12 protein-coding genes are annotated in these 15,375 nt (G+C 61.1%); 2 read left to right on the top strand and 10 right to left on the bottom strand.

Features of this window, described 5'->3' with window-relative positions:
- Positions 1-56: 56 nt before the first annotated feature.
- Positions 57-1,448 (bottom strand): class II 3-deoxy-7-phosphoheptulonate synthase, encoded by a 1,392-nt coding sequence (locus tag QWU44_RS00795; protein WP_370913818.1) that lies wholly within the window; start codon positions 1,446-1,448, stop codon positions 57-59.
- An 83-nt stretch (positions 1,449-1,531) separates the two neighbouring features.
- A complete protein-coding gene (locus QWU44_RS00790) occupies positions 1,532-2,047 on the bottom strand; it encodes a polyadenylate-specific 3'-exoribonuclease AS (protein ID WP_370913817.1) in 516 nt (171 codons plus the stop codon).
- Between the two features lie 131 nt (positions 2,048-2,178).
- Here QWU44_RS00790 and QWU44_RS00785 point away from each other — a divergent pair, with 131 nt between their 5' ends.
- The gene (locus QWU44_RS00785) at positions 2,179-4,482 is read left to right on the top strand and encodes a glycosyltransferase 87 family protein (protein WP_370913816.1); all 2,304 of its coding nucleotides are present in this window, start codon (positions 2,179-2,181) and stop codon (positions 4,480-4,482) included.
- On the opposite strand, the gene QWU44_RS00780 is transcribed toward QWU44_RS00785, so the two are convergent.
- A complete protein-coding gene (locus QWU44_RS00780) occupies positions 4,469-5,215 on the bottom strand; it encodes a cyclase family protein (RefSeq protein WP_370913815.1) in 747 nt (248 codons plus the stop codon). The genes QWU44_RS00785 and QWU44_RS00780 overlap by 14 nt on opposite strands.
- 96 nt (positions 5,216-5,311) lie before the next feature.
- Positions 5,312-7,681 (bottom strand): 5-methyltetrahydropteroyltriglutamate--homocysteine S-methyltransferase, encoded by a 2,370-nt coding sequence (gene metE, locus QWU44_RS00775; RefSeq protein ID WP_370913814.1) that lies wholly within the window; start codon positions 7,679-7,681, stop codon positions 5,312-5,314.
- 402 nt (positions 7,682-8,083) lie between these two features.
- Here metE and QWU44_RS00770 point away from each other — a divergent pair, with 402 nt between their 5' ends.
- Positions 8,084-9,109 carry a hypothetical protein gene (locus QWU44_RS00770; protein ID WP_370913813.1) on the top strand — a complete coding sequence of 342 codons (1,026 nt, stop codon included), beginning with the start codon at positions 8,084-8,086 and terminating at the stop codon, positions 9,107-9,109.
- Between the two features lie 76 nt (positions 9,110-9,185).
- On the opposite strand, the gene QWU44_RS00765 is transcribed toward QWU44_RS00770, so the two are convergent.
- From QWU44_RS00765 to QWU44_RS00740, 6 genes are all read right to left on the bottom strand, one after another.
- Positions 9,186-9,542, bottom strand: coding sequence for a zinc ribbon domain-containing protein YjdM (locus QWU44_RS00765; protein WP_370913812.1), 357 nt, complete (start codon positions 9,540-9,542; stop codon positions 9,186-9,188).
- A 31-nt stretch (positions 9,543-9,573) separates the two neighbouring features.
- Positions 9,574-10,935, bottom strand: coding sequence for an LssY C-terminal domain-containing protein (locus QWU44_RS00760; protein WP_370913811.1), 1,362 nt, complete (start codon positions 10,933-10,935; stop codon positions 9,574-9,576).
- A gap of 53 nt (positions 10,936-10,988) precedes the next feature.
- Complete coding sequence (locus QWU44_RS00755) at positions 10,989-11,750, bottom strand: lysophospholipid acyltransferase family protein (protein WP_370913810.1); 762 nt, start codon at positions 11,748-11,750, stop codon at positions 10,989-10,991.
- A 102-nt stretch (positions 11,751-11,852) separates the two neighbouring features.
- A complete protein-coding gene (locus tag QWU44_RS00750; RefSeq protein ID WP_370913809.1) occupies positions 11,853-12,815 on the bottom strand; it encodes an ROK family protein in 963 nt (320 codons plus the stop codon).
- 96 nt (positions 12,816-12,911) lie between these two features.
- Positions 12,912-14,054 (bottom strand): glycosyltransferase family 4 protein, encoded by a 1,143-nt coding sequence (locus tag QWU44_RS00745; RefSeq protein WP_370913808.1) that lies wholly within the window; start codon positions 14,052-14,054, stop codon positions 12,912-12,914.
- Positions 14,055-14,068: 14 nt separating this feature from the next.
- Positions 14,069-15,133, bottom strand: a complete 1,065-nt coding sequence (locus QWU44_RS00740) for an NlpC/P60 family protein (protein WP_370913807.1) — start codon at positions 15,131-15,133, stop codon at positions 14,069-14,071.
- Positions 15,134-15,375 lie beyond the last annotated feature (242 nt).

Here is a 15,375-nt window from a genome sequence, read left to right as displayed (position 1 = left end):
CCCGCACGGTGATTAACCCGTGCGGGGTGTTCATTTATGCACGTTCAGCGGAAAAACTACTGGTTGCGCAGCATCTCCGCGACGAGAAACGCCAGTTCTAGGGACTGCTGGGTGTTCAATCGAGGATCACACGCGGATTCATAACGACCCGGGAGGTCAATGTCCGTGATGTCCTCTGCTCCACCGAGACACTCGGTGACATCTTCACCGGTCAACTCAATGTGAATGCCACCCGGGTGCGTACCCAGTTCACGGTGCACTTCGAAGAAGCCCTGCACCTCGTCGATGACATGATCGAAGTGACGGGTCTTGTAGCCATTCGACGAAGTGGTGGTGTTGCCGTGCATCGGATCACACTGCCATATGACACGGTGCCCGGATTCCTCAACCGCCCGGATGATGTCCGGTAGTACTGTCCGAACCTTGTCGTGGCCCATCCTGGCCACCAGTGTGAGCCGTCCGGGCTCGCGGTTCGGGTCGATCCGTTCAGCGTAGGCAACCGCTTCTTCCGGCGTACACCCGGGACCGATCTTCAGCCCGACCGGGTTGGCGATGAGGGCCGCGAAGTTGACGTGGAAGTCTTCCATCCCACGGGTACGTTCACCGATCCACACCTGGTGTGCGGACAGATCATAAAGTTCGGTCTTCCCGTTCTCATCTTCCGCGAGTCGCAGCATTGCACGCTCATAGTCAACGAGGAGTGCCTCATGAGAACAGTAGATGTTCGCCGAATGCAGGTTCTGGTCGTTCACTCCGCACGCGGCCATGAACTTGAGGCCCGCCTCGATCTCCTGACCGAGTTGCTCATAACGGGCACCCGCGGATGATGTTGCCACGAACTCGCGATTCCACTCGTGCAACTTGTGGAGATCAGCGGTACCCGAAGACGTGAGGGCACGAACCAGGTTGAGTGCCGCCGACGCATTGGCGTAAGCACGGATCATCCTCGCCGGATCGTGGCGCCGAGCTTCCGCGGTTGCCTCGACCGCGTTAACGATGTCTCCGCGGTAGTTCGGCAGACCGTTCTCATCCAGGTCCGAGGACCGGGGCTTGGCATACTGGCCTGCGATCCGCGCCATCTTGACCACCGGTGTTGAAGCACCGTAGGTCAGAACGACAGCCATCTGCAGAAGCGTCTTGACGTTCGCACGGATGTGCGGTTCAGTGTTCGATTCGAAGGTCTCCGCACAGTCACCGCCCTGCAGGAGAAACGCCTTGCCGAGCGCAACATCGGCGAGCTGCTTCTTCAGCCTCCGAATCTCGGGCGCCACGACAACCGGGGGTACGGATTCCAGGATCTTACGAACATTGTCGGCCTGGCGCTGATCCCAGGTCGGTTGCTGCTTCGCGTCCCTGGCTATCACAGCATCGAAGCGTTGCTGAATACCGTCGGGCAACGGAGGAAGATCGGGAAGTTCATCTACTGGGAGGTCTACTGTCCAACTCACGCTACATTCATACCACGTGCGCAGTACATCTCCGGCCCCCGACCCCCAAAAAGAAAGCCGCACCGACCCGCTGAAAGATAATATCAGTATGCAGACCGGACACGATTCAGGCTGTCAACCGGAAGATACCGTTCACATAACCTAAATTTATCCAGGTTATGTCGGGCATCCACGAGCGCATCATGGTTTCCCTCTGGGAGATCCGGGAGAGTAGGGCGACCGGCCGCCTCCCAGTACTGGCGAAGTTCGTGGGTGAACCGGGGCAGCGAACGGGGCATAGAACGCATATCCCCGAAGAGCTGGGCCAAAACGACGTGATCATAGGCCCCCACCCAGGCCCAGAGTTCCGGGGTTCCGGGCGCATTGGTCAGAAACTCCTTCACCTCATCCCTGATCCTCATGCGGTCCCGCCATAACGGAGAACTGACGTTCGGTAGTTGCGAGAGCACGTTTCGGTTCACCCAGTCATTCGCTTTCCGGGGATCAAACTCCGTGGACACCGCGTAGTACTCACGGCCGTCCTCGCCCACGATCCCGATGGAGACGAGTTCGATCGTACGTCCGTCCTCGATAAATTCGGTGTCATAGAAGAAGCGCACGCTCTGTAACCTCACTGTTCGTCATCAGGCCGATCAAATCGGCGGTGGCGCCCGGATCATGGCGTCATCCTCTCCAGCCTAACGGGGCACTCCATTCCACGGACGGCCCGGGGCAGATAGAATCCCGGATCATGTCCGCTTCCGCCCCGGTGACCGTCGGCGACCGCCTTCCCGACCCACTCTATGTAGGCCTCAGAGCCGCAGCGCTCATCGCGACCGTGATCGCGGTACTCCCGTTCGTGTTCAATACCTCACACCCCGGAAATCAACAACTCCTGCGCTACCACATAGATTTCGATGTCTATCGCAACGGTGGCCGCGCGCTGCTCGATGGAATCGCCCTCTACACCGCCTCATTTCCGGTTGGCGGAATCAAACTGCCCTTCACTTACCCCCCGCTTGCGGCAATCCTGTTCGTCCCAACGGCTTTCCTGGACCGAGACCTAGGCGCCGCACTCCTGAACATCACGAGCGTAGTGGCGCTGTGGTGGTGCCTAGTCGTGGTACTTGAACGGTCACGACCCGGGTGGAGCCGTTCAACCACCTGGTCAACGGCACTGGTGCTCCTTCCCATTGCTCTACGTCTGGAACCTGTGGCGGAGACGCTCAACTTCGCACAGGCCAACATCCTGCTCATGTTGGCTGTCATCATCGATGTTCTGGGCCGCCGGACAGTACTCCCGAGGGGAACACTCATCGGCCTGGCTGCGGCGATCAAGTTAACTCCCGCCGTGTTCGGTCTCTATTTTCTCGTACGCGGAGACTGGCGTTCCGCGGGTGTCTGTGTCCTCTCCGGCATCGGATTCACTGCGGTTGCATGGACGATCACCCCGTCCAATTCCGTTGAATACTGGCTGCACACCATTTCCGATCCAGACCGTATCGGACAACTCGCGTACACCGGAAACCAGTCGCTCAGAGGTGTTCTCGCACGGACCCTCCCGGAGGGCACACAAACAACCCTATGGCTCATGACTGTCGGACTCATCCTCCCTGCTGTCATCTTCGCCATGATCAGAGCAGTGAACCGCGGTGCGATGACAGGGGCACTCCTCCTGAACGCAACCGTCGCACTCTTATGTTCCCCGGTCGCGTGGACACACCACTGGGTGTGGCTGGCACCCCTCGTGGTGGTACTCGGATTCCGCGCAGTCGATCTCCGGGGCACCCGGTCGGGAGCACTGGCACTGTGGCTCACTGCCCTGTTCACCACAGCCTGCATTGTCGCTCCGCAGTGGACGCTTCCTTACCGAGGGGCCGAGGTCGACTGGTCACCGGGCGCTCATCTCATCGGGAACACCTACGTCCTACTCACTCTGATTCTGATCGGAGCAGTGATCGCGGCACCGGAGATCCTCGGTGGCGATCCGGGGCGACTCGGTGGAGTCAACACGAAACTCCCGGCCTGGCCGGGAGCCATTCTTGCCGCAGTGGGGATCATCATCTCCTCGGGGGTGGTCAGCGGTACGGTACCCGGCGTCGTACCCGTTGATGTCAGCCAGGAGGCTGCGGTGGCGATTCGCCACATGCTCACGGGCACCGGAGGTAACGCCGATCCCAGGGTCTCACTACTGGCTGCGATACTGTTCATAGTGGTCATCGCGGTTGTGGTTGTCCCGGGACACGGCTGGAGGGTACTGGCGTTCAGCGCCCCCGTCATCATGCTCTGTCTGCCCGTGCGCTTAGGGGTGTCCACCCAACCACTGACGCTGTTGGTTGTGGGACTACTCGCAGCCGATGCGTTCGCCCCACGAAGCAATCGTCTTCCGGGAGGGCTTCTGAGCGGAATCGCGATAGGTCTCGCGGGGTGGCCACTAATGACCCTCGGCGCGATAGTGGTACGCGGTACCCGCCGTGGACTGGTAACAGCCCTGGTGACCGGAGCAACGACAATGGTAATCCTCTGGCCGGTTGCTGGGTTCCTCCCCGCGTTGACGGGGATATCCCTGGGGTCGGCGCTCAACGCATCCCCGGTGGGATTCCTCGCTCGCACCACCACAGGAACCAGCCCCTTCACGACGGTCGCCCCGGTACTGACCGCCGCAGCTTTCGGCGGCTGGGTACTGTACCGGTTGCACCACTCAACGGCATCCGAGCACGAGAAAATGGCGGTGTGGTTCACCATCCCGTTGCTGGTACTGCCGATGGTATCGGTCCCGCTGTGGTCTCTCGCGGTGCCTCTGGTGGTGATGTTGATGATACGAACCCGGTCGGAAGTGGGTACCGAGCAAGTTCGGAGCACCGTTGCCGCCGCACTCGGTGTCTGGATGCTCCTTTTCTTCTGGCCTCCCACTGCACTCGAAGCCGGGTTCTCCGGCCCCACCTCCGGGTGGAACCCCTTGACGGAGTTCCTCGCGTTGCTTCCCGCATTCTATCTCGTGGTCACCTGGCTGATTTTGGTCCAGAGAAAACCGGCCACGGTCACGGCAGGATAGCGAACACCCGGGCTGGGAACCCGGTTCCGCCCTTCGGCTTCGCCCAGGTAGCTACGATGATGGCGCCGGTCTCCGGAACCTCCTCGAGGTTCGCCATGAGTTCGATCTGCCAGCGGTCCTGCTGGAGCAGGAACAACTCGGTCGGGAGAGTTCCTCCGCTGACCACGACACCGGGATCTGTATCGGTGGTCTCGTGGCCGATGGCGGTGATCCCCCGCTCCTCCAGGAGGAAGCGGACGACCTCGATGTTCCAGGCCGGGTAGTGGAACACGCCGTCAGCGTCGGCGTTGAACATCGCCTCCGCGTCGGGCCAACGTTTCGACCAGCCGGTCCGCAGCGCCACGAACCCGCCCTCGGGGAGGCGGCCGTTCCGGTCTTCCCAGGCGAGGACGTCGTCCACGGTCGGCGTGTAGTCCGGGTTCCCGGCGACCTGTTCCGTGACATCCAGGACGGCGAACGGGAGGATCATCTCGTTGACGGGAAGTTCGTCGAGGGTTCGCGCATCGTTGACGAAGTGGATCGGTGGATCGACGTGGGTGCCCCATTGCCCGACGAACCGGTACTCGTCGACGGTGAATCCGTGCTCGGTGACGGTGAACAGGCGCGTGCGGTCCTCGTCGGGGAGTGCCGAGAACTTCGGTTGCCCCGCATGGAATGCGTGGGTCAGATCGACGTAGCGGTGTCTGCTACGGAGCCGGGTGGCGAGTTCCCAGAGTGAATTGTTGTCGGTCATGGTGTGTCTTTCGTGGTCGGGAAAGGGACGACCCCCGCAGTCGTCATCGTGCATGTCGACGGCCGCGGGGGTCAGTGTCGGTGGGTGTCACCAGGGTCAGACGGTGGTTCGGGCGTTCTTCGCGGCGGCGACGAGCACCTCGATGCTCGCGGTCGTCTCAGGCCAAGCGCGGGTCTTCAGACCACAGTCGGGGTTGACCCAGAGCTGACGCGGATCAACGGAATCGAGAGCAGCGGCGAGAAGTTCGTCGACCTCTCCGCGGTCGGGGACACGCGGTGAGTGGATGTCCCAAACACCGGGGCCGACGCCGGCGTGGAATCCCGAGTCCTTCAGCGCGGTCAGAACCTGCATCCCGTTTCGGGCGGCCTCGATCGAGGTGACGTCCGCGTTCAGGTCACTGACGGTGCCGATGAGCTCGTTGAACTCCGAGTAGCACATGTGGGTGTGGATCTGGATGTTCGCGGCGACACCCGAGGTCGCCAGGCGGAAGGAACCGACGGCCCAGCGGAGGTAGTCGGTCTGCTGCTCGGCCTTCAGCGGGAGGAGCTCTCGGATGGCGGGCTCGTCGACCTGGATGATCTTCGCGCCTGCGTCGACAAGGTCGTCGATCTCATCGCGCAGGGCGAGGGCCACCTGGTCGGCAGTCTCGCCGAGCGGCTGGTCGTCACGCACGAAGGACCAGGCGAGCATGGTGACCGGGCCGGTCAGCATGCCCTTGACGGGCTTGTCGGTGAGCTCCTGGGCGACGCGGAACCAGTCGACGGTCATCGGGGTGGGCCGGGTGACGTCACCGAACAGGATCGGCGGGCGGACGCACCGGGACCCGTAGGACTGGACCCACGCGAGGTCCGTGGAGTGGTAGCCCTCGAGCTGCTCGGAGAAGTACTGCACCATGTCGTTGCGCTCGGGCTCACCGTGGACCAGGACGTCGAGGCCGAGTTCCTCCTGGCGGCGGATGACGTCGGCGATCTCGTCCTTCATCGCCTGCGTGTACTGCTCGTCGGTGAGTTCGCCCTTCTTGTGGGCCGCGCGGGCGCGACGGATCTCGGTCGTCTGGGGGAAGGAACCGATAGTGGTGGTGGGTAGCGGCGGCAGGCCGAGTTCCTCGCGCTGGGCGACGACACGGGTCTCATAGTCGTCGCGGTCGCGGTCGGCGTCCGTGACTGCGGAGGTACGGGAGCGCAGCTGCTCGTTGTGGGTGCGGGCCGAACCGCGGCGAGACGCGACCGCCTCGGCGGATTCCTTGACCGCCGCGCGGTCGGCATCGGTGTCCTCACCCGTCAGGGTGCGGGCGAGGAGGGCGACCTCCGCGGCCTTCTCCGCACCGAAGGAGAGCCAGGAGCGCAGCTCGGCATCATCGTCCAGGGAGGTTTCCTGGGCGAGGGAGTAGGGTACGTGCAGCAATGAGCTGGAGGTGGACACGGCGACAGAACCGCGCTCCTTCAGTGCCTTCAGGGTGTTCAGCGCGGCGCTGAGGTCCGTGCGCCAGATGTTACGCCCGTCGACGACTCCGGCGACAAGCAGTTCGGTTCCCTTCCAGGACGGGAGGAGATCCCCATCTGCAATCGCGGTGGCGTCGGAACGGCGCTCATCGGTGCGGCCTGTAACGAGATCGACGCCGATAGCGGCGACACCGGTCCCGGTGAGGGTGCGCACGGCGACGTCGCCGTCACCGAAGTAGGTCTGGACCAGCAGCTCGGGAGCACCGGGGACGGCGGCCGCAGCGGCGGCGAGACGCTCGTAAGCGACACGGGTGCGCTTGAGCAGATCATCACGGCGACCGGCGTCGGAGGCCACATCGGTGACCAGCCAGGGTTCATCGAACTGGATCCAGGTGACACCGGCCTTGGCAAGGTCGTCGATGAGCGCGACGTATGCGTTCGTCACCGATTCAAGGTGGTCCAACGCATCTGAGCCATCGGTGGTCCGGGCGAGAGCAAGATAGGTCAGCGGGCCGATGACAACCGGACGAGCGGGCATACCCGCTGCAACCAGTTCCCTGACATCCGCGACGAATGCCTCGTCATCAAGTTCAAAACGAGTGTCCGCCGTCAATTCCGGGACAATGTAGTGGTAGTTGGTGTCAAACCACTTGGTCATCGCGGATGCGGGAAGCTCCGAGGTGCCGCGGGCCGCAGCGAAGTAACGGTCGATAAAGGCGGGCAGATCATCCCCCTCGCCGGTGCTGTCATGATCGGTGATGTCCGCGACCCGCCGCGGCAGTACCCCGAGTAGTGCTGAAGTATCCAGAACCTGATCGTAGAAACTGCGACCGATGGTGGGTACAGAATCCAGGCCTGCGGAAACCAGATCGGCCGCGGAGTTTCGGGCCAGAACCCGAGCTGTCTCCGCGAGGTCGGATCCGGTCGATGAATCACGCCAGTAGGTTTCCAGCGCCTTCTTCAGCTCTCGCTTCGGTCCAATGCGGGGTACGCCGACGACAGTGGCGGTAATCGAGTTACTCATGATGGATGGAGGGTCCTTTTGTTCGTCTTGAACAGATCAGATGTCTGACCGCTGGGGCGGCCCAAGGTGGCCTGTGGCCATGCAGACAAGCCAATACTAGACCGCTTGGTCTGTCAAGCGTGTGGACACCAAACCACCCACCGACTCACATCCCCAAAACCATCGAACACCCAAGCATCCTGCCAAAACTATCCGTTCAACAGGGCAGATAACACGCATGTTGCGATCCCCCACCGAATCAACACCCCCTACGCCAACCACCCCCGGAGCATTGCCAGATCCAACTCTGACCACCAGTTCCACGGACCGGTCTGTCTAAGCGAATGTTCAGGGTCCGGAACCCCACCCCGATATTCCACGGACGTTGCTTAAATCCCCAGACAGGCGCGTAACATGGGTATCATGAACGAAGCCACCAGCGGCATTCCACCCCGTACCCGCGCGGTACTCGCCGTCCTCGCGGTGATCCTCCTGGCTTTCACCACCTTCGTGGTCGTGAAGTCAGTGACCTCTGAGCCATCAGGTCTCAACACAACCGCGGAGGCCTCCCCCCATGCGATGAACCCATCATCAACGAGCTCCACACCCCCTTCAACCAGTGAGTCTTCGTCAGATCAGGACATTAGTCCCGCACAATCGACCACGCACCCCACATCGGTGGATCCACGGAAGGAATCCGATCCGGCTTCGGTTCGACCACTGGTCCCGGTACCTGACGCCGGAGCAGGTTCGGCTGACATCCCGCCGTCACCGACACCGGATTCTCCCAGTGGAAACACCGATCACACCCCCGTCGCTGCACATGTCGCGCACCCGATTCCTATTGCACCACCGCTCATTCCCACACCCGCAGCCGTGATGAACCTTCCCGGCCACAATCCCAACGTAGGACCCGCCCCAGGTGAAACCGGGATCTTCCGGATGACTGGTCCAGCCCCGGTGGAGAGAGCAGATTACGGGCCGATGGCGTACGTGCTCCCACTGAATCCCCCCGGCCCGCAGAACAGCATGGTCCGGTGGGTCCGTGGGATGGGAGTATCGCCGACCTCCGCCGACCGGGGTACGGTCTATGTCCTCGGCCACGCGTGGGCCCAGCAGTGGCTGGTGTTCAACGGTTTCTCCGAACTGGCGACGCGTTCCGTGAACCTTTCGGCTCCGCCACAAATGGTTCCCGCCTATGGTGGGGGCACTGTACGCCGTTGGGCGACGCCGGTCCTCAACGGTTCCCTGATCACACTGTCGGACAGCATGGGACGTCAACGACAGTGGGTGGTCGACAATACCTGGCTCGTCCCGAAGTCAGACGCCATCAACGACATCGAACTCAACTCAACCGATATTCCGGGACGGATCATTCTCATCGCATGCGCCGTAGGCGGGGGCCGCGACCTGGACTACAACGTAATCGTGTCCGGCCACCTGGTCTGACCCCAGCACGAAAACAACTCTGTTCAGGACGATGTGTGTGGCAGCGACGTTTTCAGCGCTGATCCAGCCTGCACGTTTATGCCTTACGCACGACCGATGACTTCAACTGCATCGCTCCAAACCCCTCGATTCGACAGTCAATGTCGTGGTCCCCAACTCCGTCAACGAGGCGGATTCCCTTGACCTTCGTACCCGCTTTGATGGGCTGAGCCGCTCCCTTCACTTTCATGGTTTTGATAACGGTAACGGTATCTCCGTCCTGCAAAACATTACCTACGGCATCCACAATCACGGGAGTACCCGGATTCTCCGACTCACCGAGCTCCTCGCCCGGCGCCCACTCATGGGCGCACTCCGGGCAGATGATCAGGGCGTCCATCGGATAGGTGTACTCGCAGGTGCATTCGGGACACGGAGGTGTGGTATCAGTCATGACCTCCATCCAACCATGTGCTGTGTGCACCTCACCATACGGGCCCCTCCCGAGATGGAGCCTTCGAGCACACACCCCTCCGGGTACTCCAGATCCTCGCACTATCCTCGGATAACGCCAGAAGAAGCACGATGTTGACGCAGATCGCCGCAACCGGTAAGACCGCATCGAGTTGTTCTCCCATGGCTTTGAAAATGACGCCGTCTGCCAACAGATTGAACAGCGCAAATCCGAGCAGCCATATCCTCGAGCTGCCACTGCCCCGCCAGGTACGCCAGGCGCAGATCAACAACCCCACGTAGCTGACTCCACGTAGTATCTGGACGATACCTCCGAGTACCGGGTCGATTTCTGCGGTGAGTCGCTCCACAGCCTGGACATCGATGATGACGTCGAAAAAGACAGCAACGAATGCAAGGAACACTCCCGCGATCACCGAATTCGGCCTGCGGTCGCCGTCCTCCTTCGCGCCAGACGACCGGAGCACCTCATGCAGGTCTGAGTCAGGGCTCGCTGCGGCGCCGGCAGCGGGATCACCGAGGTCGGGATATCCGCACGCTGCTCGTACCACGGCCCACGGCATTTGATCGAAATCCTGGTCCGGGATGACCCCTGTCAGGTCGACCACCGGCAAGTTCCCATCAGTCCGCACCTCATCTCCGCCGCCGTTCCGGGAATGGTAGCCGGTTGAGAAATTCTCGATTACCCGGTGTTGGATCCGTGCATCCGACCCCTCCAAGCAATTGACGATGTAGTCACGCTCGACGTCGATATTTGCATCGACTTTGTGGGTAATCTGCAATGTGAAGAGAGACAGACCCACAGCACGGTCATAGGTACCTGCGGCGAGCCAATCTGCCCGGATTCCCCCCGGTAGGAACCACCCATCAGGGCACCGCCAGAAGCGAACGTGGTGGCGTTGTGACGCGTTCCCATCCACCTCCTGCTGATACGCGAAACACTGCTTCCGCCCAAAAACCAGGAGTGGACTGACAGGAGCGTGAGGATAACTTTTTCGGAGCAAAGCCGAACGGATTATTCCGAGGGAACTACGCATCGTGATGTCGTCGGCGAGGCGCCATCCCGCTTTCGTCATGGCGGTGTGTATCTCACGGGCGCTTCCGTCGAATGCGAGATTGATCGGATCACCCAACAATCCGTCGGATGTCCGCGCCCGTCCGATGAAATAGTTGGGAACGTAGATCGCGGTCAGAAGTGTGTGTATTCGAGGGAGAACCAGATAAGCGACTATCCCCCAGAAAGGTAGCAGAAGAAGCAGATGTAGAAGTCTGGCGCTGAAAGAAGCACGGAAGACGTCGATGGCGAGGACGGTCGCGGCAAGTGTAGCGATGATGAAAAAGAAGAGATCAATGATCCGTCCCGAGTGAGTCACCCAGGTTGGCCTCGTATGGATCTTTCCCGGAACGGCCCCCGGAAATGGAGTACTCACTCCCCCGGGGATTTTTTCTGGCCGAAGCCCGGCTCCGTTCCATCAGGATAACCGTTACCGGCAGCGAGGGACTGCTTGACGTCCGCTGCATAGCAATCCACGTACTCATTGCCGGTCATATCAACGAGAACCTTGATGATATGGTCCGTCAGCGCCCGCGCAGCTTCATAGCTATCGGACGAGAGTCCTCTTGATGTGACGAATTGAATCGGGTCAATGGGACTTCCGATGTGCATGCCAACCTTAGCGGGCCGTGGCACCCAAGTACCGATCGGGTTCGCCTTACGAGTACCGAACATGGCGACGGGTATCACCGGTGCCCCCGTCGCCAATGCCATACGCGCCACCCCCGTCTTTCCCCGGTAGATGCGGCCGTCCGGTGAGCGTGTCCCCTCCGGATATATCCCCAGAACCTTACCCTGACGCACGAGCTCGATTCCGGTCTCGATGGCAGAGCGTGCGGCATCTCCGGAACTCCGGTCGATGGGAACCTGACCGACAGAGAGGAAGAATGCGCGTTGCAGCTTACCGATGATCCCCTTTCCCGTGAAGTACTCCTGTTTCGCAAGGAACGTGATCCGACGGGGGATCAGCAACGGCAGAAAGAAGGAGTCCATCACGGTCTGGTGGTTGGACGCCATGATCGCGCCACCGGTCGCCGGAACGTTCTCTACACCGCGGACATCAGGACGGTTGTATACCCGCAGGAACGGCCCGATCACGACATGTTTGAACAACCAGTACCACTTGATCTTCATGGCGTTATACGCTCCTTCGACAAGACGAAAAGACTCGTTCTACCGGCCCACTGATCAGTAATGCACCATGTGAGTCAGGGCTGACGGGTTGCAGCTCGGGTATCAGGTGTCTCCCCGGGCCAAGTCCGCCACGCCGATCATACCTGCGTCAGCACCCAGCTCTGCTGTGGCCAAACGAGCAAGGGGACGGTGCCCAGCTCCAACGATCGCCCCCGTGAAGTGAGAACGCGCATCCTCCAGCCACAGATCGGCATCCGTCGAGACCCCTCCCCCGATGACGATCAGTTCCGGGTCGAGCACATCAGCGACAACGCTGAGCCCCTGTCCCAACCACGCGGTGTAATCCCGTACCGCCGCAACCGCGACCGGATCGTCACCTCGAGCGGCGTCCATGATCACCCGTCCGGTGAGTTCCCCACTTCCGCTCTCGCGGTAATCTGCAGCGAGACCGTACGTATCGTCGGCCCCGGCCACGATGATCTCCCGGGCGGTGTCGACCAGAGCAGTACCTGAACAGTAGCGCTCGAGACAACCGAATTTTCCGCACGAACACGGACGACCGTCACGGACGACAGTGAGGTGGCCGAACTCTGGGGCGGTGCCGTATGCACCCCGGTAGAGTTTTCCCTCGATCATGAGCGCACCACCGATACCGGTACCCACCGCGAACAACACCCAGATTCGACTACCCCGGGCAGCCCCAAAACGGTACTCACCCCACGCCGCCGCGTTCGCATCGTGCTCAAGAGTGACCGGAAGTCCCAACTGCTCCTGGAGTATGTCCCGAACCGGAGCGTCCCGCCACGGCAGGTGGGGGGCAAAACGCACCGTGGTGCATTCGGGATCAAGGAACCCGGCTACCGCGAGCCCCACACCGGTCACCTGTTGGCGACGACGGTAATGGGACACGATTTCGGTGACTGCGGTTTCAAGTTCTTCAGCGGTTCCGGGGGTTGGCACCTGCGTGGTGTCGATGATGTGGCCTTCGGCATCCACCGCCGCACCCCGCAGGTTGGTTCCGCCGATATCGAACCCGACGGTGACCGAACCCGATGGGAGTGGCATGTTCGCACCTTGTTTCTGTGACGTCTTGTTCAACAACCTGGCCATTATATCGGGAAGAGAGCCGTACTCCCCACTTGCGGTACGGTTGGCGGGTTTCTAAACCGATGCAGTTCCTTCCAGAACACGCCTCAAGCGGGCGCCCATGATGTCCCACGTCCAGTTACCGAGTACATGCTGCCGCCCGGCAACACCCATCCGGGATCGCAGATCTGCATCTCCGAGAAGACGGTTCAGCGCTTCAGTCAACGCTCCGGTGTCACGCCCACCGACAACGATCCCGGTCTCCCGAGTGACGGTTTCCGGTGCGCCTCCGGAATCACCGGCGATAACCGGTACACCACTGGCCTGAGCCTCGAGGTACACAATTCCCAGTCCTTCCACATCAAGTCCGCCCCCCCGGGTACGGCACGGCATAGCGAACACATCTGCTGCCGCAAGCAGGCGTCGCATCGCCTCGAAATCGAGTTTCCCGGTCAACTGCACACTATCCACGAGGTTCGGTGTGATCATGGCCGATAGACGCCTCCGGTAGCTACCCTCACCAACGATGAGTAGCCTGACTTCAGGATTCACCGCAAGCACCCCGGGCATCGCACGAATCAGCTGATCCTGGCCTTTTCTAGGGACAAGGCGGGAAATACAGACGACCAGAGGTGCTTCCCCCGGAATACCGAACTCACGCCGGGTAGCTTCTTTCTGCGCCTCGTCCGCCGGGCAGAACACATCCGTGCTGACGCCTGACGGCAAGGCGCTGAATGTGGCAGCAGGACCGAAGGCACTCCGGAATCTACCGAGTGTGTAATTGGAGATGTAGGTGACATGGTCGCACTGGGATCCGATGCGGCGGAGCATCGCTCTTGCCCCCGGGATCATCGACCACCCGACCTCGTGTCCATGCGTCGAAGCCACTATCCGGCGGGCACCAGCTTGCCTCGCAGATGGTGCGAGGAGAGCAAGAGGGGCGGCAGCTCCGAACCAAACCGTGTCAATCTTCTCTGCACGAATCACGCCCTGCATCGCCCGGGCAGTGGCGGGGGTCGGAAGCATGATCTTCCTGTGCCAGCGATGGACGCGATAGGGAACATCGGCATCATGGGAAACCGCTGCGGCCCGGTCCTGGGTCGAGGTAAATACCACCGTCTCCTCGGGATCCAACGTCCCGATAAAATCCCTGAGATACGATTGGATTCCACCGAGTGCGGGTGGAAAATCATTGGTGACCAGAAGAGTCCGCGTCATCGGGTAAGTCCGCGCTAATAGCGACGCGCGCCAAAGAAAGGCATCGAATCCATCGGCACCACCTGCACAGGAATCCCGAAATCCGAGGCATGGACCACCATCCCGTCACCCGCATAGATTCCTACATGGGTGGCTCCGGGATAAAAACCGATCACGTCGCCCGGCTGAAGCTGGTCCCGGCTCACCGGGACACCATCCGCCATCTGCGCCTGAGAGGTGCGCGGCAACCGTTTGCCCTGTTGCGCGTACGCCCAGACCACCAACCCTGAACAGTCGAAAGAATCAGGACCGGTGGCACCCCAGACATACGGCGCCCCGATCTTGGACATCGCCTGTTCAAGTGCCGACATCCCTGACGGATTCATGCCCATAATTCCGTCAAGAGAATGGTCTACGGGCCCGTTCTTGTTGATCCAGGCGAGTTTCTCGGTCGCAGACATGTTCTCGACCCGATTCCGGATATCCGTTATAAGGCGTTCAAGATCAATACGCTCCGCTTCCAACTTCGCACGTCTGGCTCTGAGCTCACCGGCGCGGAACTCAGCCTGTGCCTGCGCCCTCGACACCTTTCCCCTGGCGCGTCCCGCATCCGCCCGGGCCCTCTTCAGCTCATTGAGCGCATCCGAGTATCGACGAGACAGGGCATTCATATATGCTGACCGATCAATCGCTTCCTGCGGCCCAGCGGCATCGATCAACATCGTGAGAGGATCAACGGCCACCCCCCGGTAACGAGACTGGGCGATCCGGTCGACCTCAGCTCTGGCCCCGTCAACCTCACGATCAGCCTGCTCTGCACGCTCGCGGGCCTCATCGGCACGTTTCCGGAGTTCCTCAACCTCGCGTTCCCTCTCGGCAAGTTGTTCCTCAAGCTGCTTCACCTCTTCATTCTGCACCTCAGCCTGGTGAGAATTCCGGCCGAGTTCCTCGATGAGGAATCCGAGATCCTGTGGCGCCTCAGCCTCTGCCTGCACCCCCTCTGGGTCTGCGACGGCAGGAACCGACGGGCAGAACATGAGACCAACGACAGCAACGCTGGCGAAGATCGACTGACGTCGACGCAACCTGAAGAACTGCAACGGTGTTCAACTTTCCGAGAGTGTGGTTCATAAAGGGAACAGACCGGGAGAGCGATCCGCTTCAAACGACTATAGAACGTTAGCGGGTCTTCCGAAAATACCCCTGGGATGACTGCGAGCGGAGTTCAGCGACGATCCACACTCTTCATCGGTACTTCACTGGATCAGCGCTCCGACTCCCTGAACTGACGAACCGCCATCCGGGAAACCCGAATGGCGGAACGGAAGTGGTCACCGAGGTG

The organism is Corynebacterium sp. CCM 9203, from assembly GCF_041357675.1.
In the GTDB taxonomy this organism is placed as follows: Bacteria; Actinomycetota; Actinomycetes; order Mycobacteriales; family Mycobacteriaceae; genus Corynebacterium.
The sequence above is the reverse complement of the archived record's forward strand: the minus strand, read 5'-3'. Positions and strand labels throughout refer to the sequence as shown.